The organism is Enterococcus sp. LJL51, assembly GCF_049894025.1.
GTDB lineage: Bacteria > Bacillota > Bacilli > Lactobacillales > Enterococcaceae > Enterococcus_L.
On the sequence record NZ_JBNEQE010000024.1, the window covers coordinates 19,723 to 41,954 of the forward strand.

Annotated in this window: 20 protein-coding genes; 17 read left to right on the plus strand and 3 right to left on the minus strand. The window is 37.6% G+C overall.

Features of this window, described 5'->3' with window-relative positions; all coding sequences use genetic code 11:
• The first annotated feature begins 26 nt into the window (after window positions 1-26).
• Window positions 27-1,703: a ribonuclease J gene (locus ACPWSO_RS16515; RefSeq protein WP_426084691.1), complete on the plus strand. Its 1,677-nt coding sequence runs from the start codon at window positions 27-29 to the stop codon at window positions 1,701-1,703.
• Between the two features lie 182 nt (window positions 1,704-1,885).
• On the opposite strand, the gene ACPWSO_RS16520 is transcribed toward ACPWSO_RS16515, so the two are convergent.
• Complete coding sequence (locus tag ACPWSO_RS16520) at window positions 1,886-2,350, minus strand: methylated-DNA--[protein]-cysteine S-methyltransferase (RefSeq protein WP_426084692.1); 465 nt, start codon at window positions 2,348-2,350, stop codon at window positions 1,886-1,888.
• Between the two features lie 188 nt (window positions 2,351-2,538).
• Window positions 2,539-3,576 (minus strand): hypothetical protein, encoded by a 1,038-nt coding sequence (locus ACPWSO_RS16525; protein WP_426084693.1) that lies wholly within the window; start codon window positions 3,574-3,576, stop codon window positions 2,539-2,541.
• Window positions 3,577-3,846: 270 nt separating this feature from the next.
• Here ACPWSO_RS16525 and ACPWSO_RS16530 point away from each other — a divergent pair, with 270 nt between their 5' ends.
• Window positions 3,847-5,247, plus strand: a complete 1,401-nt coding sequence (locus ACPWSO_RS16530) for a bifunctional metallophosphatase/5'-nucleotidase (protein WP_426084694.1) — start codon at window positions 3,847-3,849, stop codon at window positions 5,245-5,247.
• 175 nt (window positions 5,248-5,422) lie between these two features.
• Here the strand turns inward: ACPWSO_RS16530 and ACPWSO_RS16535 are convergent, their stop codons facing one another.
• Window positions 5,423-6,061 (minus strand): type 1 glutamine amidotransferase family protein, encoded by a 639-nt coding sequence (locus tag ACPWSO_RS16535; protein ID WP_426084695.1) that lies wholly within the window; start codon window positions 6,059-6,061, stop codon window positions 5,423-5,425.
• A gap of 449 nt (window positions 6,062-6,510) precedes the next feature.
• On the opposite strand from ACPWSO_RS16535, the gene ACPWSO_RS16540 reads away from it, so the two are divergent.
• The 15 genes from ACPWSO_RS16540 to argC all read left to right on the plus strand — a co-directional run bounded on the left by ACPWSO_RS16540 (window position 6,511) and on the right by argC (window position 22,225).
• Window positions 6,511-7,152 carry a YutD family protein gene (locus ACPWSO_RS16540; RefSeq protein ID WP_426084696.1) on the plus strand — a complete coding sequence of 214 codons (642 nt, stop codon included), beginning with the start codon at window positions 6,511-6,513 and terminating at the stop codon, window positions 7,150-7,152.
• Window positions 7,152-7,922: a TIGR01457 family HAD-type hydrolase gene (locus tag ACPWSO_RS16545; protein ID WP_426084717.1), complete on the plus strand. Its 771-nt coding sequence runs from the start codon at window positions 7,152-7,154 to the stop codon at window positions 7,920-7,922. Before ACPWSO_RS16540 ends, ACPWSO_RS16545 begins: the two co-directional genes overlap by 1 nt.
• Before the next feature lies 1 nt (window position 7,923).
• Window positions 7,924-8,580: a TIGR01906 family membrane protein gene (locus tag ACPWSO_RS16550; protein ID WP_426084697.1), complete on the plus strand. Its 657-nt coding sequence runs from the start codon at window positions 7,924-7,926 to the stop codon at window positions 8,578-8,580.
• Between the two features lie 254 nt (window positions 8,581-8,834).
• Entirely contained in the window at window positions 8,835-9,602 is a 768-nt protein-coding gene (locus ACPWSO_RS16555; protein ID WP_426084698.1) for a carbonic anhydrase, read from the plus strand.
• Window positions 9,603-9,877: 275 nt separating this feature from the next.
• Window positions 9,878-10,441, plus strand: a complete 564-nt coding sequence (locus ACPWSO_RS16560) for a DUF1836 domain-containing protein (protein ID WP_426084699.1) — start codon at window positions 9,878-9,880, stop codon at window positions 10,439-10,441.
• A complete protein-coding gene (locus ACPWSO_RS16565) occupies window positions 10,438-11,298 on the plus strand; it encodes a DegV family protein (RefSeq protein WP_426084700.1) in 861 nt (286 codons plus the stop codon). The genes ACPWSO_RS16560 and ACPWSO_RS16565 overlap by 4 nt, the downstream gene beginning before the upstream one ends.
• A 156-nt stretch (window positions 11,299-11,454) precedes the next feature.
• The gene (locus ACPWSO_RS16570) at window positions 11,455-12,123 is read left to right on the plus strand and encodes an MIP family channel protein (protein WP_426084701.1); all 669 of its coding nucleotides are present in this window, start codon (window positions 11,455-11,457) and stop codon (window positions 12,121-12,123) included.
• A gap of 675 nt (window positions 12,124-12,798) precedes the next feature.
• A complete protein-coding gene (gene yycF / locus ACPWSO_RS16575) occupies window positions 12,799-13,503 on the plus strand; it encodes a response regulator YycF (RefSeq protein ID WP_426084702.1) in 705 nt (234 codons plus the stop codon).
• A 6-nt stretch (window positions 13,504-13,509) separates the two neighbouring features.
• Window positions 13,510-15,339: a cell wall metabolism sensor histidine kinase WalK gene (gene walK, locus ACPWSO_RS16580; RefSeq protein ID WP_426084703.1), complete on the plus strand. Its 1,830-nt coding sequence runs from the start codon at window positions 13,510-13,512 to the stop codon at window positions 15,337-15,339.
• Window positions 15,336-16,643 (plus strand): YycH family regulatory protein, encoded by a 1,308-nt coding sequence (locus ACPWSO_RS16585; RefSeq protein ID WP_426084704.1) that lies wholly within the window; start codon window positions 15,336-15,338, stop codon window positions 16,641-16,643. Before walK ends, ACPWSO_RS16585 begins: the two co-directional genes overlap by 4 nt.
• Window positions 16,643-17,509: a two-component system regulatory protein YycI gene (locus ACPWSO_RS16590; protein ID WP_426084705.1), complete on the plus strand. Its 867-nt coding sequence runs from the start codon at window positions 16,643-16,645 to the stop codon at window positions 17,507-17,509. The genes ACPWSO_RS16585 and ACPWSO_RS16590 overlap by 1 nt, the downstream gene beginning before the upstream one ends.
• Window positions 17,510-17,559: 50 nt before the next feature.
• The gene (locus ACPWSO_RS16595; RefSeq protein ID WP_426084706.1) at window positions 17,560-18,366 is read left to right on the plus strand and encodes an MBL fold metallo-hydrolase; all 807 of its coding nucleotides are present in this window, start codon (window positions 17,560-17,562) and stop codon (window positions 18,364-18,366) included.
• A gap of 441 nt (window positions 18,367-18,807) precedes the next feature.
• Window positions 18,808-19,827: a lipid II:glycine glycyltransferase FemX gene (locus tag ACPWSO_RS16600; protein ID WP_426084707.1), complete on the plus strand. Its 1,020-nt coding sequence runs from the start codon at window positions 18,808-18,810 to the stop codon at window positions 19,825-19,827.
• A gap of 122 nt (window positions 19,828-19,949) precedes the next feature.
• Window positions 19,950-20,648, plus strand: coding sequence for a DUF554 domain-containing protein (locus ACPWSO_RS16605; protein WP_426084708.1), 699 nt, complete (start codon window positions 19,950-19,952; stop codon window positions 20,646-20,648).
• 548 nt (window positions 20,649-21,196) lie between these two features.
• Window positions 21,197-22,225 (plus strand): N-acetyl-gamma-glutamyl-phosphate reductase, encoded by a 1,029-nt coding sequence (argC, locus tag ACPWSO_RS16610; RefSeq protein ID WP_426084709.1) that lies wholly within the window; start codon window positions 21,197-21,199, stop codon window positions 22,223-22,225.
• The last annotated feature ends 7 nt before the right edge of the window (window positions 22,226-22,232 follow it).

Sequence of the window (22,232 nt, forward strand, 5' to 3'; positions counted from 1 at the left end):
CAAGCAGAAATAGAGAGGTGAAAAAAGTGAGTACAATAAAAATCATTCCGCTTGGCGGTGTCCGTGAAAACGGAAAAAATATGTATATAGCTGAAGTGGAGGATGAAATTTTTGTACTGGATTGTGGATTGAAATATCCAGAAAATGAGCTTTTGGGAATTGATGTGGTGATTCCGGATTTTACTTATCTGGAAGAGAACGTTGATCGAGTTGCAGGGGTTTTCCTAACACACGGTCACGCAGATGCAATTGGTGCATTGCCTTATCTTTTATCTAAAGTTCAGGTGCCAGTATTCGGTACAGAGCTGACTGTAGAATTAGCAAAATTAAATGTAAGCAGCCATCCGGGGACGAAGAAATTCAATGATTTCCACGTTGTCGATGCGCATACGGAAATTGATTTTGGTCATGCAACAATCAGTTTTTTCAAAACAACGCATACAATTCCGGATTCCATTGGAATTAATGTGAAGACAGATGAAGGAAATATTGTTTATACTGGAGACTTCAAATTTGATCAAAGTGCTACTCCTATGTATCAAACAGAGTTCAACCGTTTAGCAGAAATTGGCAGTGAAGGGGTCTTGGCTTTATTAAGTGATTCCTCCAATGCTGAAAACCCGGTACCTGTTGCCTCTGAACTACAGGTGGCAGAAGAAGTTTTTGATACAATTCGCTATTGGGAAGGCAGAATCATTGTTGCCTCAGTTGCCAGTAATTTAAAAAGAATACAGCAGGTTTTGAATGCCGCTTACCGTTCAAATCGTAAAGTAGTATTGACTGGCGCAGATTTGGAAAAAATTATCCGTACGGCTATGCGCCTGGATAAATTAGAACTGCCTAGTGATGATTTAATCATAACGATGAAGGACATGAAGAAGTATTCAGATGATGAACTGTTGATTCTGGAAACTGGCCGTATGGGTGAGCCAATTAAATCCCTCCAGAAAATGGCAAATGGAACCCATCGTTCTATAAGTATCAAAGCAGGTGATTTGGTTTATATTACAACTACTCCGACAACTGCAATGGAAACTGTTGTTGCTAAGACAGAGGATATTGTTTATCGGGCTGGCGGAACAGTCAAACAAATATCGGATAATCTGCGAGTTTCCGGTCATGGAAATCCAACTGATTTACAGCTAATGATTAACTTGATGAAGCCTAAATATTTTGTTCCTGTTCAGGGCGAGTATCGTCAGCTAGCTGCTCACGCAGATTTAGCGCATGAAATTGGTATTCCTTATAAAAATATTTTCATCACAGGCAGAGGGGAAATTCTGGAATATAAGAAACAAAAAATGTCTGCAGCTGGGACTACTCCTGCTGAAAACATTATGATTGACGGTTTAGGTGTTGGTGATATAGGGAACATCGTGCTTAGAGATCGCCGTATTCTATCTGAAGACGGAATTTTTGTGGCTGTAGTAACGATTAATCGTCGGGAAAAACGAATTGTTTCACCCGCTAAAATCACTTCCAGAGGCTTTGTCTATGTGAAAACGAGTAAGGACTTGATGGTAGAGAGCGGCAAAATCGTTACGGAGATTGTTGAAAAGCATCTGGAAAGTAAAGATTTTGAATGGAGTAAGCTGAAGCAGGATATTCGCGAACGCTTAAGCCGCTACTTGTTTGAACAAACAAAACGCCGGCCTGTAATTTTACCAGTTATCATGGAAGCAACACAGAAGAAGAAGGGCTGACATCTAAAATCAGTATCTACAACTGAACATCTAAATAATAAATGAATTAAAAGTCAAATGACCTTGAAAAGCCTAAGTAAAACTTTAGCTTTTCAAGGTCATTTTTTCTACTGATTAATTTCTTTAATAGATAAAATAAGCAAGTAGGATAGATAATCACCTTTTTACCAGTTGATAATTATTCAGTAGTTAATCTGTATCCCCTCTAATTCCAAAAGGTGGGACTTAATCGATAAACCTTCCTCATTTGTTTTTCCCATGTAACCAGTCAGTTTACCATTTTTACCGATTACACGATGACAGGGAATAATAATGGGTAAAGGGTTGTTCCGATTAGCTTGACCAATCGCTCTGACCGCTTTTTCAGATCTGACAGCTTTAGCGATGTCTAAATAGGAGCGTGTTTCTCCAAATGGAATTTCAGCTAGCGCCTGCCATACCTTTTGTTGAAAATCAGTACCCTTTTCAAAATAGAGCGGTGTTGAAAAGGTTTTTAAATCTCCTGAAAAGTAGGACCATAGTTCCTCCGCCGCTTGTTCTGTCCATTGATTTGTCACATGACTTTCAATTGGAAAGAAGGAGACTTCTGTTAGACCTAAATCGTTTCCATTCAGCCAGATGCTGCCAATTGATGTTTCAATTTTCATAAAGTGTCCTCCACAAACACATATTTTTTCTATTATACGATAAATTAAAGCGTAATATACTATGAACAGGTAAATTATTACAGTTTTTCTTCTATAAAAACGAAGCAGCTGTATCTCTACTTCGTTTCATATAAAACTTAAGAATAATGAATCAGGATATGGCTAAATTCAAACTTGATTTAGTCAGCTTAGTAGCACTTTGCACATTCTGTTAATCCTCGATTTATTGCTTCTTGTAAGGTAGTAGGCGTGTAGTCACCACTGCCGCATACATGAGTGTGATATTTTTTTCCTGTTGGTGTAACCAGTACCGTTTGCTCTGCAGCTACCTGCTGCTGTTCTTGTACCACAGCAGCTTGTTGAGCTTCTTCAGCAGCTGCTAAGGACTCCTGCTCTTCTTGAGCATGAATAGCAGTTTCAACTGCTGCTAATCTGTTAGATAGCTCCTCGTTTCCATCAGGAATAGACGAAACCGCAGCAATTGCTTTATCGTAGTGCTCTCGATTTTGATTATTTTCAGCGTTTTTAACAGCGACTTCTGCATCGGCAGTTAGCTGAGCAATTTCTGATTTTCTTTGTTCTTCCGCTAATTTCAATTCTTCTGCAAGCCGTTGTTCTTCTTTCTCAGCTTGTTTGACTGCGATAAAAGCAGCAGAAGGCTTAAGGACTATTTTTTTTGAAGTTGTCTGAGTATCTAGCTCTGATACGATGCTCAATTCCGTTTCAGAGTCATCGGATAATTCATAGGTTAATTCAAAAAAACCATCAGCATCTGCCTGTTTTTTAGTACTGATTTTAGAAGAAGGATAGACCGTTGCGTGAGGTTCTGTTTTACCTTTAATCAACACGGTTCCGTTGCTATCACTTTCTGTAGCTTCATCTAGAATCAGTGTCAGTTGCCTTATTTCAGATTTATCAGTAGTCTGTTTTGTTTTTTTCTTAGTGACTTGTTCACTTTTGGTCTCGTTCTTTATTTCTGATTGCTTTGTTGCTGTTTCAGTAGATGGAGTTAAAATCAATCCTACGGTGAAAAAAATCGCTGCTATACCGGCTATAATTGCTGATTTTTTTGCTTTTTTCGCATGATTCTTAGACCGAAAATAGGCAAAGCGCACGCCGAAGATGATTATACCAATAAGGCCTATTAAACCCAAAGTTATACCAGGTGCAGCAAATAACAGAACAAGCAAAATAATAACTCCTAGAATGAAAACACTTTTCATCATCGAAATCCCCCATTTTTCTAATTATTGTGTTTACAGAAAATAACTATTGCTTTAAAAATAATTATACCGTAAATAAAGTACTCTTTATATAAAATATCATTTAAAATGTATTTTTTTTATTTTCGGTAGATTGGAATATGGCTAAAAATGGATATAAGTGTCATAATTATCTGGAAAAGCAAATTATTCTATGTAAAATCTGTAGAGAACACGGAATATTTTGAAGTATGATACTATTAAGGAAGTTATTTAAGAGTGGAGTGAGAAGAGATGGAAGAAATTATTTTGCTGCATACGAATGATTTGCATTCTCATTTTGAAAACTGGCCGAAAATCAGAAGATTCTTGCTGAATAAAAGGAAGGAAAATTCTACACCAAAGCAGTCTACGTTTGTTGTTGATTTAGGAGATTTTGTTGATCGCTGGCATCCGTTGACAGAGGCTACAAATGGAACAGCAAATGTTGAATTGATGAATGCTGTTCACTATGATGGTGCCACTATTGGTAATAACGAAGGTGTGGGAAATTCAAAAAAACAGTTGAATCATCTTTATGATGAAGCAAATTTTGATATATTGCTGGGAAATCTTTTTGATTTAGATACTGGAAAACGACCGAGGTGGGCGCTTCCTTATAAAATTTTAGCAACAGCTCAAAAGACCAGAGTAGGTTTGATAGGTTTGACAGCTCCTTTTCCACTTACTTATAAACCTAATGGCTGGGATATTCGTGGAGTGGATGACGTGCTGCCTCAGCTTATTAGCGAGGTTCGCCAGCAATGTGATGTTCTGATTCTGCTGAGTCATTTAGGTATAGACAACGATATGAAAATTGCTACAAACTACCCTGAGATTGATGTCTTACTTGGGTCACATACCCATCATCTTTTTCGGCATGGAGAAAAAATTAATCATACACAATTGTCAGCTGCAGGAAAGTTTGGACAATATGTCGGCGAGGTTCATTTGCTTCTTGAAGATGGAGTGATTGTTCAAACCAGTGCAGAGGCGCTGCCTACAGAAGACTTTTTAGCGTTACCGGAAGATGAAGCGGAAATCTCTTCCTACTTGGAAAAAGGGCACGATCTTTTAAAACAGAAGCAGGTTGCTGACCTCCCTTATACTTTTTCAAATGTACTGGATAGTGAGCACCCATTGATTTTTCAAGCTCTTAATGCTTTAAAGAAAAGAGGAGGGACAGAAGCCGCTGTTTTGAATACGGGTCTATTTTTAGACGATTTATCAAAAGGGCTGGTTACTGAAGAAAATCTTCATCAAGTGCTTCCTCATCCGATGCACTTGATACGAGTGACGCTAAATGGAAAAGAATTAACCCGTTTAGTCAGAGAGATGGAGAAAAACCGGCACTTTTTAAGAAAATTTCCTATTGTTGGTATGGGCTTTAGAGGAAAAATTTTTGGGGATATTTCGTATACTGGAATATCTTATGATAAGGCTGATGCTAGCGTGTACTGGAATGGCCAAGCTGTTGTGGACAATCAAAATTATACATTGACTACGATTGATCATTATTTATTTATTCCTTTTTTTCCTACTATAGAAATTGCAGGAGAAATTGAGTTTTTATTTCCTGAGTTCCTTAGAAATGTTTTTGGGGATTATTTACGACGCTGCTATCCAATTGATAAAAAAGCAACGTACAATAAGTAGCTCTCGTAAAAACTAGGTAAATAAGAAATTATACTTATGGAAAATGATGAGATTCTGCATGCTTAATGGCAAAATGTTGCGTAAATCTGTATATTATCTGAACAAAAAAAGCTTTGGACATCATCATTTGATCTCAAAACTCTTTTATGTTCAGATTCAACAAAAAATTGCTAGACTAATTTTCGTTATTAGCGGGTAAGGATTGCATGAGCTCAAAAAAATATCCAGGCTTGCCAGTACTAAAATAGTTATACCAAGCCTCTAATGTATCTGCTTGGAAAACTTCCAGCTGCTCAATGATTTGCTTCGTCCATAATAAAGATCCTGTGGAGCTTGCAGTAATAAGGTTGTTGTCCACTACAGATGGCTCATCTATATAAGAGCCTGATCCTTTGTAATTAGGAGAAACCATTTCTAAAAATCCTACCCCGTTACTTGTATGGGTAAATGTATCTAATAGCCCAAAGTTGGCCAGCGCAGTAGTCCCGCCACATATTGCTCCAACTGTAGCACCTAAAGAAAGGAACTCCTCTGCTTTCTCGATAACAGCATGATGTTTGGAGTCATTCCATGTGTCTGCACCTGGTAATAACAATACACTTGATTTGTCTGTGACAATATCTTCTATTACACAATCAGGTTCTATTGTCACTCCGCCCATTGTTCTAATAGGCTCTTTAGAACAGCTTACTGTTTTAAGTGTTACTTGCTTTGCTCCTTTTTTAAAAAAACGACCAGAATTTAGTTCTGAGATAAGATGCCCCATTTCCCAGTCAGCTAAAGTGTCAAGAACGTAAATATAGATTGTAGTCATAAGTTTTCCTCCATTTAATTGTTTGGTAATTACTTTTTATTATATCAAGTGATTATTGACACCAGTATGGCAACAATCTAAAATAAAAAGAAATCTTGAAAGATAGCTGTTAAAAGAGCAGAGGTAGATTTGCTGCATTCTTTTGGCACTTCTCAAATAAGAAGCATATAAATGCCTAAAAGTTGGCAGACATATTTGAAATTTCTACTTTTTATGGAAAAATAGACGAGAATCTTTTTGTTATTCAGATTGTTGTTAAAGAAATGATTTCAAGTATAGAAACCATAGTTTCTAAAAGCTGAAGGTAGCTCTTTGTGTAGAAGAAATTTGATTTAGGTAGTAGATAGATGTTACTCTTTTTTTAGATTTAAAAAAAACTAAAGTTAGCCTTTCAAAGCTAAGATATTGTTTTATAAAATATGCTATAATGAACGACAGGTGGTGAAGACATGGAAGAAAAAACTGAAGAAAAGAATGAATTGACAGCGGAGTTAACAGCTGTAATTGAAAATATAAATGAAGAAGAACCAGCAAAAACGAAAAAAAAGGGTGAAATCGTGACGCTTCTTGACGATAGCCAGTTAATGATTGGTGACCGTCAGTACGTACTTGTAAAGGATCATCGTGACGCTTTTGATGCTGAAAAAATTGGTGAACGTTTCAGCGATATTTTATCCAGATATGATTATATTGTAGGTGACTGGGGCTACGATCAGTTAAGATTGAAAGGTTTTTTTTCAACAACTAACCGTAAAGCCTCGCCGGATCAGCGCATTGATGCACTTGAAGACTATCTTTATGAATTCTGCAATTTTGGCTGTGCTTATTTTGTGATTGAACGTGTGGGTGAAAGAAAAGAAAAACAAAATCCGCGCAGAAAACGAAACAAGCGAAGCAACTATCGTAATCAAGCGCATACCGATGAAAAAAAAGCACCTGTTCAGAACCAAAATACTGTAAAGAAAAATAAACCGGTTATTCGGAACAGAAAAGAGAATTCGAATAATGACAAGCCGGCAGCAGATAATGGAAGAGCGAAAAAAGAAACGAATAATCGGTCATTTACGATTCGTCAGCGTGAGGGGCAATAATTTTGAAGAAATATAAAGGATATTTGATAGATTTAGATGGAACAATCTATCTTGGCAAAGACATTATACCGGCGGGAAAACGTTTTGTAGAAAGGCTGCAGAAAACTGAGCAGCCCTTTCTGTTTGTGACAAACAATACAACCAAAACACCAGAAGCTGTGGCAGAAAGACTGGCTATGGAATTTGATATTCATATCGCACCACAGACCATCTATACAGCTAGCCTAGCTACGATTGACTATATGAAGGAGCAAGGTGCTGGAAATAAAGTTTATGTCATCGGAGAGTCAGGTTTAATTGATTTGATTTTGGAAGCTGGCTTTGTTTGGGATGAAGAAACGCCTGATTACGTAGTGGTTGGATTAGATACAAAGATTACTTACGAAAAGCTTGTTAAGGCAACCTTAGCGATTCGCAAGGGAGCTGTCTTTATTGGAACGAATCCAGATAAAAATATTCCAACAGAACGAGGACTTTTGCCGGGGGCAGGCTCAATGATTTCTTTAGTGGAAACTGCTGTTCAGTGTAAACCAATTATGATTGGAAAACCAAATGCAATCATCATGAATGAAGCCATTAAAGTGATGGGCTTAAATAAATCTGACGTGCTAATGGTTGGGGATAACTATGAAACGGATATCCAGGCAGGTATCCAAAATGATATCGATACACTATTGGTACTTTCAGGCTTTACCCAAAAAGAAGATGTGCCCAATTTGCCAGTTCCAGCAACCTATACGCTTGCTTCATTAGATGAGTGGGATGTCTGATATGGGAGTAAAGAAGAAAATTGCCTTGGAGTATCTGGGGTTCATTTGTCTTTTTTTGGCAGTACTTTCTTTATGTATTACAATAACTATCAATTTTCGACCGTTGTATGCTTTAGATATTGATTTTTTAGATATTTTAGACTATACAACAATTGGAAAAAAGGAGTTGTTGGAAAATTTTGATCAACTGATGAAATATTTGAATAATCCGTTTGTTCAAACACTAAAGCTATCTGATTTTCCGGTTTCTCAAAGTGGAGCTTTTCATTTTTATGAAGTGAAGCGCCTATTTTTACTTAACTACAGTGTATTGCTGATTACGATTGTTCCTGCTATAGTCTTTTTACGCTACTTAAAGAAAAAAGGCTGGCTTTGGCGGCTAATGCGCCCTAGCCAGATTGGCATGATTATACCAGTAGTCTTTTTATTCTTGATGCTTATTGGTTTTGACCAATTCTTTGTACAGTTCCATAGTCTTTTTTTTAATAACGATGCTTGGCTGTTTAATCCAGCAACAGATCCAATTATCAATGTGCTTCCGGAAGAATTCTTTATGCACTGTTTTTTGTTATTTTTTCTTTTATTAGAAGGCCTGCTTTTTCTACTTTATCGAAGTGGAAAAATTCAATTAAAAACAGCAGCTAAAGATACAGAATAGATAAAGTAAACACAAACTTTACGCTGTGATTTGCTTTTTCTTTCTGGATGCTTCAGCCAGTATGTATTCGCTCGAAGTTGCTTCTTTAAGACAAATAAGAGAAATTATAGGAACCGATGGTCATTTTATGGCTATTGGTTTTTTTGAATTAATTAATATTCTATTTGACTTTTAAACCTGTTATAAAAATAGCTGTAAAATTCAAAATGAAAGGAGTATACTAATCAATAAAATAAAAGAATAGGGGTTTTAGAATGAAAAATATTTTTACAGCTATTTTATTCGCTGGTGCTCTTTTTTCTATAAGTGCCTGCTCAACTAATCAAAAAGAACTAAGCGACAATAAGGAAACTTCAACTACGTCTTCAATGAATCAGGTGAATAAAGAAGAGCATATTGACTATGATCATCAGGATGAGTGGGAGTTTGTTTCTGAAAAGATGCAGTCGCCGATTGATATTCCAACCAGCGAGGTTGAAAATATGAGCCCGGATTTGGGAACAATTGTCTTAGATTATGGTATTGAAATTACTAATGCTGAAAACAATGGTCATAGTATCCAAATAGAAGATGGCGGGAAAGCAGAAATTAACGGACGAAATTTTGAACTAACACAATTTCATTTTCACGCAGAAAGTGAGCATACAATCGATGGGAAGCATTACCCGATGGAGGTACACTTTGTAAATAAGGCTCAGGATGGTCGACTTGCGGTGATTGGCGTCTTTTTCAAGGAAGGAGCAGAAAACAAAGGATTTCAAGAGGTGTTGGATAACGTTAACAATGGAAAAACAGAGCCAATCACTGATTTAAATGAGATGCTTCCTGAAAATAAAAGCTATTATCATTATCTGGGATCACTGACTACGCCGCCATTGAGTGAGAATGTAGAATGGTATGTTATGAAAAATTCGGTGGAAGTATCGAAGGAACAAATTAAGTCTTTCAAAAAGCTGTACGCTCATAACAATAGAGAAATTCAGCCGTTGAATGACCGAGCGATTATTGCATATACAGAATAAGAAAAGCAACACAGAGCTTGAGCACATTTCACATAGCTTAGTGTCCAAACTCTTTTTTGTTAAAAGCTGAATAAACAGTTTAATCGTCTTTTTTTCCTTCCCATTTATGAAGGCAGTGTCTTTTCTGTCATATCCTTCAAATTTATGTAAGCTGAGAATGCTTTTACTTTAAAGAGGTTCTCAGTTTTTTTAAAATTTCATGTAGTTTCAAAAACTAGATTGAATAATTTTTGTAAGTATGTTAATCTTTTATAAGAAAAAGGTGGTGTGTTTTTTTGGATGATATCAAAGCTTCATTAAAAGACTGGGGAGAAGAATTAAGAAATATACATTTACCTAGATGGCATGAGCTTCCGGATATTGAACTTTATATGGATCAGGTGATTACGCTGGTAGAAAAATATCTATCTCCGCTGATTACATCAGAAAAGCATACATTATTGACATCTTCTATGGTTAATAATTATGTTAAGCTGGGGTTGATTCCAGCACCTAAAAAGAAGCGGTATAATCAGAAGCATTTAGCTTTTTTAATTGCAATCACTCTGCTAAAGCAAGTGTTGACAATTCCGGAAATCAAAGAGGGCATCCTATTTCAAGGAGCTGCTGTTGGCATTCGGGAAGCATATAATCTGTTTTGTAGCGAACAGGAAAACGCATTAAGAGTAGTTGTCTCTCAAGCACTAGGAGAAGAGCCGACACCGGCATTTAATGAACCTATACCGGTAGAATTTCTGGTAGTAAAAGCTGCGACTTTGTCTTTTGCTACTAAAATGTTCAGTGAAAGGGTTATTGAATTAGAACAACTATACTTGAAGAAGATGGAGAAAGAGCAATGAATAAAGAAAAAATAGCAATACTTGTAGATTCTGGAACTGATGTGCCGGAGGAATTGGTTGAAAAATATGGCATTTATGTGATTCCCTTACAAATTATTTATAAAGATCGAGTGTATACTGATAAAGTAGATATTACACCAGAAGAGGTTTATGAACGTCTACCTCAGGAAATCCCAAGTACTTCTTTACCTGATGGGGAAACGATTACTAAGATTTTTGAAAAAATTAAAGAGGACGGTTATGAAAAGGTACTAGCCATTACGATTTCTAGTGGACTTAGTGGTACGTATAATATTGTCCGTTTGATTAGTGAAGAATTTACTTCTTTGGAAACCTTTGTATTAGATACGAAAAATATAGGAATTGGCAGCGGACTTCAGGTGATAGAAGCAGCCAAGATGCTTGAGCGTAGTTCGTCATGGGAAGAACTTAAGCTGCAGACAACTAAAAATGTGGAAAAAGCTACAGTGTATTTCAATGTAGCTACACTTGAGTATCTTCAAAAGGGTGGCCGAATCGGCTTAGTCGCCTCCATTTTAGGAAATGCATTAAAGCTGAATCCAATCATTTCATGTAATGAACAAGGTGTTTATTACACCGTTGCAAAAGCAAGAGGAAGAAAGAAAAGTCTGGAGAAGGCTTTTAACTTGATTAAAGAGTTCATCGGAACACATAAAAAAGTGGTTTTGGCGGTGGCTCATGGTCAAGCGGAAGAGGAAGCAAGAAGCTTTTATCAGAAGCTCAAGGATAATTTTCCACAGGCTGAAGAAATCTATTTTGGTACAATTAGTCCAGCATTAGTTGTGCATACGGGACCGGGATTATTGGGAATCGGGATCCAGCTGTTGGATGATTGATAAAAAAACAGTTCAAATAATTGCTAGAAATTTAAAATATAGGTAAACTATGAGCGAGATAATAAATCTCGCTTTTTATATGAAAATTTCATGAAAAGGTATTGAAAAAAACAGTAGTTATGTTAAACTCAATACTGTTTGAAAGGGGAGAAACACATGAAAAAAGGAATTGCAGAAATTATTGGAACATTTATTTTAGTCTTTTTCGGTACAGCTACAGCAGTTTTAGGAAATGGTATGGATGGAATCGGTACGACAGGAATTGCCTTAGCTTTTGGGTTAACAATCGTTGCCGCTGCTTATAGTATTGGTACGATTTCCGGTGCACATTTAAACCCAGCTGTTTCACTAGGGATGTGGGTAAACAAACGGATCACCACTCAGGAATTTATTTATTATGTTGTTGGGCAGGTAATCGGTGCTTTATTGGCTTCATTTACTTTATTAATGATTTTGAACGGCAGCGATGCAAGCACAGCCAATTTAGGTCAAAACGGCTTCGGTGAATTCACTGCTATTGGTGCTTTGGCTATTGAAATTATTCTGACATTCATTTTTGTTTTAGTTATCATGGTGGTGACTAGTGCTAAAAAAGGTAACGCAAATCTTGCTGGAATCGTTATTGGTTTAACACTTACAATGGTTCACTTAGTTGGGATTCCTCTAACCGGTACTTCAGTTAACCCGGCAAGAAGCTTGGGACCAGCTGTATTCGCTGGCGGCGATGCGTTGTCACAATTATGGGTATTTATTGTAGCACCATTAATCGGTGGTTTGTTGGCAGCTTTAGTGGCCAAATATGTATTAGATACAGAAGGCGAATAGTTACTGATTGACGTATTAGTATCTACATGTATGTAATTTTTAGGAATGGGATTCCATATATCTCATTCCTTTTTTGTATTTCTGGCTATTCAGTGAGTCTGTTTCAAATGACAAAGTCTGGGACATAACTAAATTCCCAGTCTTTTAGTATGCTTAAATCCGAATAAACGGTGAGACAGTAACACATACGAGCACCCTAACTGAGACGAGTAACTGCAGGAGCACGTACAAAGCATTTAACTGCGACGAGTAATCGCAGGAGCACACACAAAGCACTTAACTGCGACGAGTAACCGCAGGAGCAACTTCTTCGGCAACAAGCCGGGATTTAGCTAGCATTTGTAGAGTACCAGGTAGAAATCAATCAACATCGAATGGTTTATCTTCGTGTTTCCTGTCATTTTTGTAAATTCTTTTTTGGTGCTTTGAATCACTGTGATTACTTCCTACGTAAGTAGAACCGATGCTGAAAAGTACCTACCTGGTGCTTGAAGGTAACTGTTTCTGTCCCACCCTTGAAATAATGCGCTATAAAAACAGTTTCTTATAAGATTTTGCTAAATGGATGGTCTGAAATGAGAGAAATCAGCGGGCAAAGGTGAAAGACTTGAGAAAATGAGGTATAATGGAAAAAATACTGCAAAAGTATGAATGAAGAAAAAGAGGTGTCTCTTTATGAAAAAAATATTAGTTGTAGATGATGAAAAGCCAATTTCAGAGATTGTTAAATACAATCTTGTTAAAGAAGGCTATGAGGTGTTTACTGCCTATGATGGAGAAGAAGCATTAGAAAAAGTTAAAGAAGAAGAGCCGGATCTGGTTTTACTGGATTTGATGCTGCCAAAAATAGACGGGCTGGAAGTAGCACGTGAGATTCGTAAAACCTATGATATGCCAATTATTATGGTTACTGCGAAGGATTCTGAAATTGATAAGGTTCTAGGGCTGGAATTAGGTGCAGATGATTACGTAACAAAACCATTTTCAAATCGTGAACTGGTTGCCCGTGTGAAAGCAAATCTACGTCGGGGAGCAGCAAGTGTTAAAGAAGCGGAAGAGACAGTTCCTTCTGAGCTGACAATTGGAGATTTGACGATTCATCCTGATGCATATATGGTTTCCAAGCGCGGCGAAAAAATTGAATTAACTCATCGTGAGTTTGAACTGCTGTTTTATTTAGCAAAACATATTGGTCAAGTGATGACAAGAGAGCATTTGTTACAGACTGTCTGGGGTTATGACTATTTTGGCGATGTGCGAACGGTGGATGTGACAGTTCGGAGACTGCGGGAAAAAATTGAAGATAACCCAAGTCATCCAACCTATCTAGTGACTCGTAGAGGTGTTGGCTACTATTTAAGAAACCCTGAACAGGAGTAATGAATTATGAGAAAAAAGGTTAACTTTTTTCAGTCAGTAAATTTTAAGATAGCTATTTCATTTATCCTCCTCCTTTTGATTGCGATAGAAATCATTGGGGGGTATTTTATTCGTGAGCTGGAAACAACTACGATTAATGATTATAAAAGAAATGTTGACTTACAGGTAACTCAATTGGTTAATTCACTGAGTACGCCTCTTGGAAATGAAGACAATAACCGTGAAGAAGTCGATGCCGATCTTAAACGTGTTGTAAGCAGCTTCTCCAACTCAGAATTTCTGGAGGTTAGAGTCATTGATGATAAAGGAAACATCAGGGCTATTAGTGATTTGAACCTGCAAGGGCTGATTGGAAAGAAAAATGAATATCGGGATTTAAATGATTTCAGCAGTAAGAAATATCCTGTGGTAGAAAACGGAAAACGTGTCTATATTAATGTCCAGCCTATATACTCTCCGGCTGGTGATACGGTCATCGGGGCTGTTTATGTTAAAAGTAATATACAGAATAAGTACGAAGAAGTCACGAACATTGCCAGAATCTTCTTTACAGCCTCTTTGATGGCGGGTGTAATTTCAGTCATTGTTACTTTGCTGATTGCCCGTTCAATTACTCAGCCAATTGGCGAGATGAAGGAACAGGCACTGCGCATTGCACGCGGGGATTACAGCGGGAAAGTAAAGGTATACGGTAAAGACGAGCTTGGACAGCTGGCAGAAACCTTTAACCAGCTGAGTGAACGGGTGGAGGAAGCTCAGGAAACAATGGAATCTGAGCGGAATCGGCTGGATAGTGTCCTCACCCATATGACAGATGGTGTTATTGCTGCGGATCGCCGGGGAAAAGTTATTACTATTAACGACATGGCTACAACCTTGCTTAATATGCCTGCAGCGGATGCTATTGGTATGCCCCTTTTAGAGCTTTTAGATATCCAAGAGGAATATACGCTGCGTACTCTTTTAGAAGAGCCTGACGAGCTGCTGCTCGATCGTTCTTCTTCAGAAGCACCTGAAGATCAGATGATTTTAAAAGTTGATTTCGCAATGATTCGTCGGGAATCAGGCTTTATTACTGGTTTGGTTTGTGTGATTCATGATGTAACGGAGCAGGAAAAGAATGAGCGGGAACGACGGGAATTCGTTTCCAATGTATCCCATGAGCTGCGTACACCGCTAACCAGTATGCGAAGCTATATTGAAGCTTTAAATGAAGGTGCTTGGGAAAATCCTGAGGTTGCACCGAATTTTTTGAAGGTAACACTTGAAGAAACGGATCGGATGATTCGAATGATTAATGATTTACTGAATTTGTCTAGAATGGATTCAGGAAATTCGAAGCTGCAGCTGGAGTATGTTAACTTTAATGAACTAATTAGCTTTGTTCTGGACCGTTTTGATATGATGGTGGAAAGCGGTGAAAAGAAGTTTGTAATTCGTCGTGAGTTTACTAAGCGTGCCTTATGGGTAGAGCTTGATACGGATAAGATCATTCAAGTGTTGGATAATATCATGAATAATGCCATAAAATATTCTCCCGATGGCGGCGAAATTGTCTGCCGCCTCATTGAAACACATAGTACGGTCATCTTTAGTGTAACGGACAGAGGACTAGGTATACCTAAGAAAGATTTAGGGAAAGTCTTTGAACGTTTTTATCGGGTAGATAAGGCTAGAGCCAGAGCACAGGGAGGAACAGGACTAGGCTTGGCCATATCCCGAGAAGCAATCAAAGCACACAATGGCTCTATCTGGGTAGAAAGTGTAGAAGGGCAAGGCTCGACATTTTATATTTCTCTACCGTATGAACCTTATGAGGAGGAATGGTGGGAATGAACCTTTTTGAAAAATTAATTCGTGCCGGACTGATCATAATGGTTCTGTTGAGCTTGTACTTTTCAACAATCATTTGGATTAGTTCTTCTGTAAAGGAGCCTAGACCGGAAACGGAAACGCAAGTAGCTGCTGCAGTTAAAGAGCGTGCTGCTAGTGATGCATTTTTACCAATTCGTTTGGTTCGTACAAAAGAAGATGCATTTTTTATTAGTACCAGTGAAAGCTTAATTGCTTCTGTTCAAAGGGTGATCAGTGACAGCAGCTTTGGCAAGCTAGATACTTTAGTTAAGAGCAACCAAGAGGAGTACAACAACCATTATCTGGAAAAAAATGACTTTGAGCTTCTGTATGAGGGTGAATTCTCCCTTAGAGAGTATTTATCAACCTTTGATATTGATATCGATCTTTCTGCTTTTTCTGAGGATGATCCTTTAGTCTTTAGCCGAATCCAGATTAATTATACTGAAGGTACTATTTTATTTTTTGATTTGTCCAATTGGAATGTATATACAACCCATATTTCCATTAATAAAACAGCTGTCGAACAGCTACTGGATAAAGAGAGTGTTGCTTATTTCAGCGTGGCTGAACGGACGGTAATTGCAGAGAAGCAATATTATATGGTCACAGATTTAAGGTTGAAAAAGTATAGTTACATTTTGGCCTCACAACCTGTGTCTCTTTTTAGAAATGCCTTCTTTAATAATTCTGAAGATGTTCATACGAATGATGACAGCAAGGATTTACTCTATACAAGCGGAACGGAAAATTTAAGAGTTGAGGAAAAGACTAATGTTTTATATTTCAATGGCGGCTTAGAGCGCACAGCTGAAGAGCACACCATTTACTCCGACAGCTTTGAATATGTGAAAAAGCTTGGCGGTAATATCGGCAATGTTCGCTATTTTGACCGGTCAGGTAATCGAATGACCTATCGTACCTTTGTTGAAGGATTTCCAGTTTTTAGTGAGAATAATAAGGGGCAGGTTAAGGTGGCGGTTGATAAGCAAAATACAGATCAGCCTAATGTCACAATCAATACAAGTCTCGATATGATTCAGGTGCCAATTCCATCAGAAGAAGAAGTTACTCTAATGAACACTTCTGATTTACTTTCTGAACTAGTTTATGCTGGCGCAGATGAAAACGATATTCAGTCATTGATTATTGGGTATACTTGGCAGACAATCGAAGGGATCACCCAAGTCGTTGATTTAACTCCGGAATGGTATATTCTTTATAAAGACCAATGGTATCCAGAAGGCGAGTTATTAGAAAAACTTGCAACCATGGAGGTGGAGTAATGGACTTTAAACGAATCGAGTGGATTTTCTTTCTAGTATTTTTAGGAGTCAATATATTTTTGTTCAGCATTTACCGGGAAGGACTGAAGGATGAAAATAACATGTCCTACTCAGATCAGACGGAAAGCTTGGACAGCAGACTGAAAAAAGAGAATATTAAACATAAAGGGGAGCTATCTGTCAAACGCTCCCACGGGTATTATTTAAGTGGAGAGCAGACAAATTATACAGATACTATTCATCAGCAGAGAATTGATAGAGGGGATAATACTTTTTTCTGGTACAACGTTGAAATTACCGATAACGGATTAATCAACTATCCGTCCAATCACTATGTTGACCCGACAGAGGTAGGCGATACCTTTACAGGTTTTTTAAATGACAATGACAGTGTACTATTTGGCTCGGAATATCAATATCTCCCGCAGTTTTCTAATTTAAATGGAGATTTTCCTGAACTGATTGCTGCTCAGTCCTATGGAGGAATCCCATTTAATGATGGAACAGCACAGCTTACGGCGTCATTGGAAAAAAATGAGACGGATGATTTGCTAAAGATTAATAAGTATACACAGTCGCATATTGAGAATATTGAAGAACTGAGAGAGAAATCAGAGCTGTATTCCGAAAGAGATGCAGTCGAAACATTGTATATTAATAATAAAATACCGAGTAATTCAAGCATTACATTTACAAAGCTGGCTTATTCAAGAATCTATAAAATTCGTGACAAAAATGTCTATGTTCCAGTCTGGTTTGTTGGTATTTCTTCTAATGAAACGACATTACAGGTAGAACAGATTAATGCAATGAGCAATACGATTATTTCTAGTAATACGGTGATCAGGGTGGAAAAAGACGAGTGATAATTGTATAATAGATTGCTGTAGAGAATAAACGAAGGGAAGCGTAGGAAATGAGTCAGGAAAATGCATTTAATGTCAGTATTCTTGCCAGCGGCAGCACAGGCAATTCCCTTTTTATAGAATCAAAGGAAAAGAAAGTTTTGGTTGATGCTGGTTTAAGCGGGAAGAAAATAACTTCTCTGCTGGCGGAAATTAATCGTAAGCCGGAGGATTTAGATGCAGTGCTGGTTACTCATGAGCATCGAGATCATATTCATGGAGTGGGTGTTCTAGCTAGAAAGTATAAACTGGATGTTTACGCAAATGAAAAAACTTGGCAGGCAATGGATCCGATGATTGGAAAAGTTGATGTTGGGCAAAAGCATATTTTTGAAATGGGCAAGGTATTAACTTTAGGGGATATGGATATTGAAAGCTTTGGCGTTTCCCATGATGCGGCGGCACCCCAGTTTTACCGATTTTATAAGGAAAACCGGTCGTTTGTTATTTTGACAGATACAGGGTATTGTAGTGATCACCTCCGTGGAACAGTACGGGATGCAGATGCTTACCTTATTGAAAGCAATCATGACTTGGGCATGCTTCGTGCAGGAGCATATCCGTGGAGTCTGAAACAGCGGATACTAGGAGATCAGGGACATCTTTCGAATGACGACGGTGCTTTGGTAATGGCTGATGTTATCGGACCGAAAACGAAAAGAATTTACCTCGGTCACTTAAGCAAAGAGAACAACATGAAAGAACTAGCTCAGATGGCTATGAGCTCCATTTTAACCGAATACGGATTAGGTGTGGGGCATACGTTCAATGTTTACGATACTGATCCTGAGGCATCAACGGAGCTGTTTTCTATTTAGTTTGCTATTAAGAGTAGAGAGACGAACATCTTAAAATAGCCTTGAAATGAATCACTTATTTGAATTTAAGATTAGTAAAGAGTGTGAGACGAATGGACGCTGAAGCCTGTCTTACACTTTTTTCTATTTTGGTACTACGTCAAATTTTCTGGTAAGAAAAAACTGAATAAAAATGAAGAGCTTGGAATGAAAAAACAGAGAATCTCTGGTTTTTTTCAAGTTCTTTTTTTGATAAAAAGAAACGAAGCGAGTGATTTCGGCAGCTGGACGGAAGTGACTTGGTAAAAAGCGCCAAGTCCATTTGCTTGTGGGCTGACCAAGCTCGTTCAGTTTTTATCCTATCAAGACAATTTGACGTCTTGCTGTTTCTTTTATGAAGCGTATTATTTTAAGTTTAATTTTAGTTAGCCTTGTTATTCTCTTTTAAAAGAAGAATAAAGGATGGTAAAAACGATGCCTGTGATTAACCATAAAGATAAGCAAGCCTGTGAGAGATACAATCAATTTATAGAAACTGCCCGGTTTAGTTCAATTACTCAGGAAACGGACTGGGGCCATGTAAAAAATAACTGGGAACCTCTCTATGTTTATTTGGAGGAGGCAGGTGAAATAGTAGCAGCTATGTCGATTTTAACGATTCAAAATATGGGCGAAGAATCGTTTGCCTACGCGGCAAAAGGACCTGTGATGAACGAAGTGTCTATAGCGTACATAGAACGATTAGTTGAAGAAGCAGAAGCTGAACTGGCAAAAAGAAAGGTGTTTCTGCTGCGGATGGACCCTGAATTTCCTTATTCTGAGGAACTAAATCTAGCACTTAAACAAACCAATTTATTGGTGAGAAATCGGGAAGTGGCTGGAAAGGAAACAATTCAGCCCCGCTACAATATGCTTTTGGAACTAAGGGGACGAACTGAGGAAGAAATTTTAAGCAGTTTTTATGGAAAAACAAGGTACCGTATCCGTTATGCTCAGAAAAAAGGACTAACAAGCAGGGTTTCTTCTGACTGGGAAGATTTGGCTCTTTTTTATACATTATATGAAACGACAAGCAGAAGACATGGAATTTCCTATCGTCCGAGAAACTATTTTATCCGTCTGGCTGAATCGTTTTTAGACTCTGGAAAAATGAAAATCATTTTGATTTTAATCGATGGTGTTCCTGATGCAGGAGGTCTCTGTTTTTTATCAGGAAATAAGGTTTGGTACATGTACGCCGGCAGTACACATGAAAATCAAGTTCTGATGGCTCCTTATTTAATGAACTGGGAAGGTATTAAGTGGGCATTGGCAGAAGGAAAGGAAGCCTATGATTTTGGCGGTGTTTTCGACTTAACCAACGAGGATGGGCTTTATCAGTTCAAGCATGGATTTATTCGCCCTGGACAGCCAACAGAGTACATTGGAGAATTGGATAAGGTTTATAATCAAGAAGTGTATCAAAGATTTATTGCTAAGTAGTTTTTCTGTAATTTAGATGAAATATTCTGAAAATTTAGTGCTATAATAAGGTCATATTAAACGGAAGAAAAAGAGAAGTTGTAGCGGGAAGATAGCGGCTCTCTTTTGGAGAAGGGGAAAAAATGATTTTATTAGGCTCTATTGTAAATGCTTTAGCTATTATTATCGGCAGTTTTTCTGGTGCCGTCCTTCGGAATCTTCGAGAAGAAACGAAAGACACAGTTACCAAGGGGATTGGTTTAGGTGTTATTGCGTTGGGGCTGCAGATGTCTTTTAAGGCAAACTCATTTATCCTCATTTTAATCAGCTTGTGTCTAGGAGCGATGATGGGAGAGTTTTTCAGAATAGAAGACAGAATGAATACGTTTGGTCTCTACTTGGAAAAACGGTTTGCGAAACCAGGAAGTAATTTCGCAGAGGGCTTTGTTACCGCCACGCTGATTTTTTTGATAGGTTCTATGGCAATTATAGGTGCAATTGAAAGCGGCGTTTCCGGCAACCATCAAACGTTATTTACAAAATCCGTTATGGATGGCTTTATGGCAATCATGTTGACCGCAACACTAGGTGTAGGTGTCCTGTTTTCTGCTTTTCCAGTGTTAATCTATCAGGGAATAATCACCTTAGCTGCAAGTCTGCTAATGAAGTATGTACCAAAAGAGTTATTGGATCAGTTGATGATTGGCATCAGTTCAATTGGCGGCTTGATGATTATGGCGATTGGTTTGAATATTCTTGGATTAACAAAAATCAGAGTTTCAAACTATTTACCGGGAATCGTTATCTTAGTACTTTTGATTGTAGGACAATTTTATTTGTAATCATTCAATATTTTTTGATAGATATGCATGTTAAACCATTTAGAGATTAAAACAAAGAAAAATAAAATAGAGAATACTATTATGATTAATTAGTACATTCAGCTTCAATAAAGCGGTTTTAGAATAGCCGTTGGATAGTTTGAAAAAAGGTATAACAAGCGGGCTCGGATAATTTCCGAAAGAACTACGTTTGTTATACCTTTTTTGCTTTTCGAGGAGGTTGTGACCCAAATGCTCTGCTTTGTGAAATAAGAGAAAATAGCTCCTTGCGATTCTCATTATATGTTCAATTTATCTCCAAAGAAGCTACTTTTAGAACATCAGTTATCAGTATTGAATGGAAGATATCATATTATTATTATATTTTCTTTTTGTATATGAAATGCATAATTTAGAATAATATTCAATTTTTCAGGGTATAAAATGCATAATTTTTCTGTTTTTTTTGAATAAAACTTATAAAAAACCATTGACTTACTGTGTTTCTGAAATTATAATGTGAAAAACATCTTTTTTTATGAGAAATGAAAGTGATGAGGTGAAAACGTATGAAAGTTTCAATCATTGGTGCAACAGGATATAGCGGCTTGGAATTGATTCGCTATCTTCATGCCCATCCTTATGCCGAGCTAGTATCTGTTCACAGCCGAACAGAGCGAAAGCCTATTGATGAGATACATCCCTATTTACAAGGTTTACTGTCGCTGCCTTTAGAGGCTATTGATCATGAACGTATAATGGCAATAAGTGATGTCGTTTTCCTTGCATTACCATCAGGCTTCTCCAAAGAACTGGCACTGCCATTTATCAAAAATGATTTTCCTGTTATCGATCTCTCTGGTGATTTCCGCTTGAGAGAAAGAGGTGCATATGAAAAATGGTACCACAGTGATGAAACACATTATCCTTGGATTCAAAAATTTGATTATGGTCTTTCTGAGTTTCGGACAGATTCGTCAAAAAAGTTTATTGCTAATCCGGGCTGCTATGCAACGGCGGCAGAGCTTTCGTTTGCTCCTCTGTTAAAAGAGCATCAGATCATTTTAGATTCTATTGTTATTGATGGAAAATCGGGTCTTTCAGGTGCCGGCAAAGCACTAGCGCCAACAAGTCATTTTGTTCAAGCAAATGAAAACATGAGTGTTTACAAGGTAAATACACATCAGCATATACCAGAAATTATTCAACAATTTCAACAATGGACGCCTAAGCTGAAAGCCATTCAATTTACAACATCGCTGATTCCGGTGACAAGAGGGATTTTTATGACAGCTTATGGAAAGCTAAAGGAAAAACAGACAACCAATCAACTGCTTGACTGTTATCAAACATGTTATAAGAATCATCCGTTTATTCGAATTCAGAAGAACAATGTTTTTCCAACACTAAAACAGGTAGTCGGCACCAATTTTTGCGATATTGGTCTGGCAGTAAATGAGGAAACAGATACAGTGACTATTGTCACAGCTATCGATAATTTAGGTAAAGGAGCAGCAGGTCAGGCTATTCAAAATATGAATTTACTGGCTGGTTTTCCAGAGACAGCCGGGCTGCTGCAGCTGCCAATCTATCCGTAGGGAGATA

What these genes read in the sequence shown, in the direction of transcription:
- ACPWSO_RS16520 (WP_426084692.1), bottom strand. Translation starts at nt 2,350, where the DNA reads ATGAAAATTGAAACATCAATTGGCAGCATCTGGCTGAATGGAAACGAT.
- ACPWSO_RS16525 (WP_426084693.1), bottom strand. Translation starts at nt 3,576, where the DNA reads ATGATGAAAAGTGTTTTCATTCTAGGAGTTATTATTTTGCTTGTTCTG.
- ACPWSO_RS16530 (WP_426084694.1), top strand. Translation starts at nt 3,847, where the DNA reads ATGGAAGAAATTATTTTGCTGCATACGAATGATTTGCATTCTCATTTT.
- ACPWSO_RS16535 (WP_426084695.1), bottom strand. Translation starts at nt 6,061, where the DNA reads ATGACTACAATCTATATTTACGTTCTTGACACTTTAGCTGACTGGGAA.
- ACPWSO_RS16540 (WP_426084696.1), top strand. Translation starts at nt 6,511, where the DNA reads ATGGAAGAAAAAACTGAAGAAAAGAATGAATTGACAGCGGAGTTAACA.
- ACPWSO_RS16550 (WP_426084697.1), top strand. Translation starts at nt 7,924, where the DNA reads ATGGGAGTAAAGAAGAAAATTGCCTTGGAGTATCTGGGGTTCATTTGT.
- ACPWSO_RS16555 (WP_426084698.1), top strand. Translation starts at nt 8,835, where the DNA reads ATGAAAAATATTTTTACAGCTATTTTATTCGCTGGTGCTCTTTTTTCT.
- ACPWSO_RS16565 (WP_426084700.1), top strand. Translation starts at nt 10,438, where the DNA reads ATGAATAAAGAAAAAATAGCAATACTTGTAGATTCTGGAACTGATGTG.
- ACPWSO_RS16570 (WP_426084701.1), top strand. Translation starts at nt 11,455, where the DNA reads ATGAAAAAAGGAATTGCAGAAATTATTGGAACATTTATTTTAGTCTTT.
- yycF (WP_426084702.1), top strand. Translation starts at nt 12,799, where the DNA reads ATGAAAAAAATATTAGTTGTAGATGATGAAAAGCCAATTTCAGAGATT.
- walK (WP_426084703.1), top strand. Translation starts at nt 13,510, where the DNA reads ATGAGAAAAAAGGTTAACTTTTTTCAGTCAGTAAATTTTAAGATAGCT.
- ACPWSO_RS16585 (WP_426084704.1), top strand. Translation starts at nt 15,336, where the DNA reads ATGAACCTTTTTGAAAAATTAATTCGTGCCGGACTGATCATAATGGTT.
- ACPWSO_RS16590 (WP_426084705.1), top strand. Translation starts at nt 16,643, where the DNA reads ATGGACTTTAAACGAATCGAGTGGATTTTCTTTCTAGTATTTTTAGGA.
- ACPWSO_RS16595 (WP_426084706.1), top strand. Translation starts at nt 17,560, where the DNA reads ATGAGTCAGGAAAATGCATTTAATGTCAGTATTCTTGCCAGCGGCAGC.
- ACPWSO_RS16600 (WP_426084707.1), top strand. Translation starts at nt 18,808, where the DNA reads ATGGTAAAAACGATGCCTGTGATTAACCATAAAGATAAGCAAGCCTGT.
- ACPWSO_RS16605 (WP_426084708.1), top strand. Translation starts at nt 19,950, where the DNA reads ATGATTTTATTAGGCTCTATTGTAAATGCTTTAGCTATTATTATCGGC.
- argC (WP_426084709.1), top strand. Translation starts at nt 21,197, where the DNA reads ATGAAAGTTTCAATCATTGGTGCAACAGGATATAGCGGCTTGGAATTG.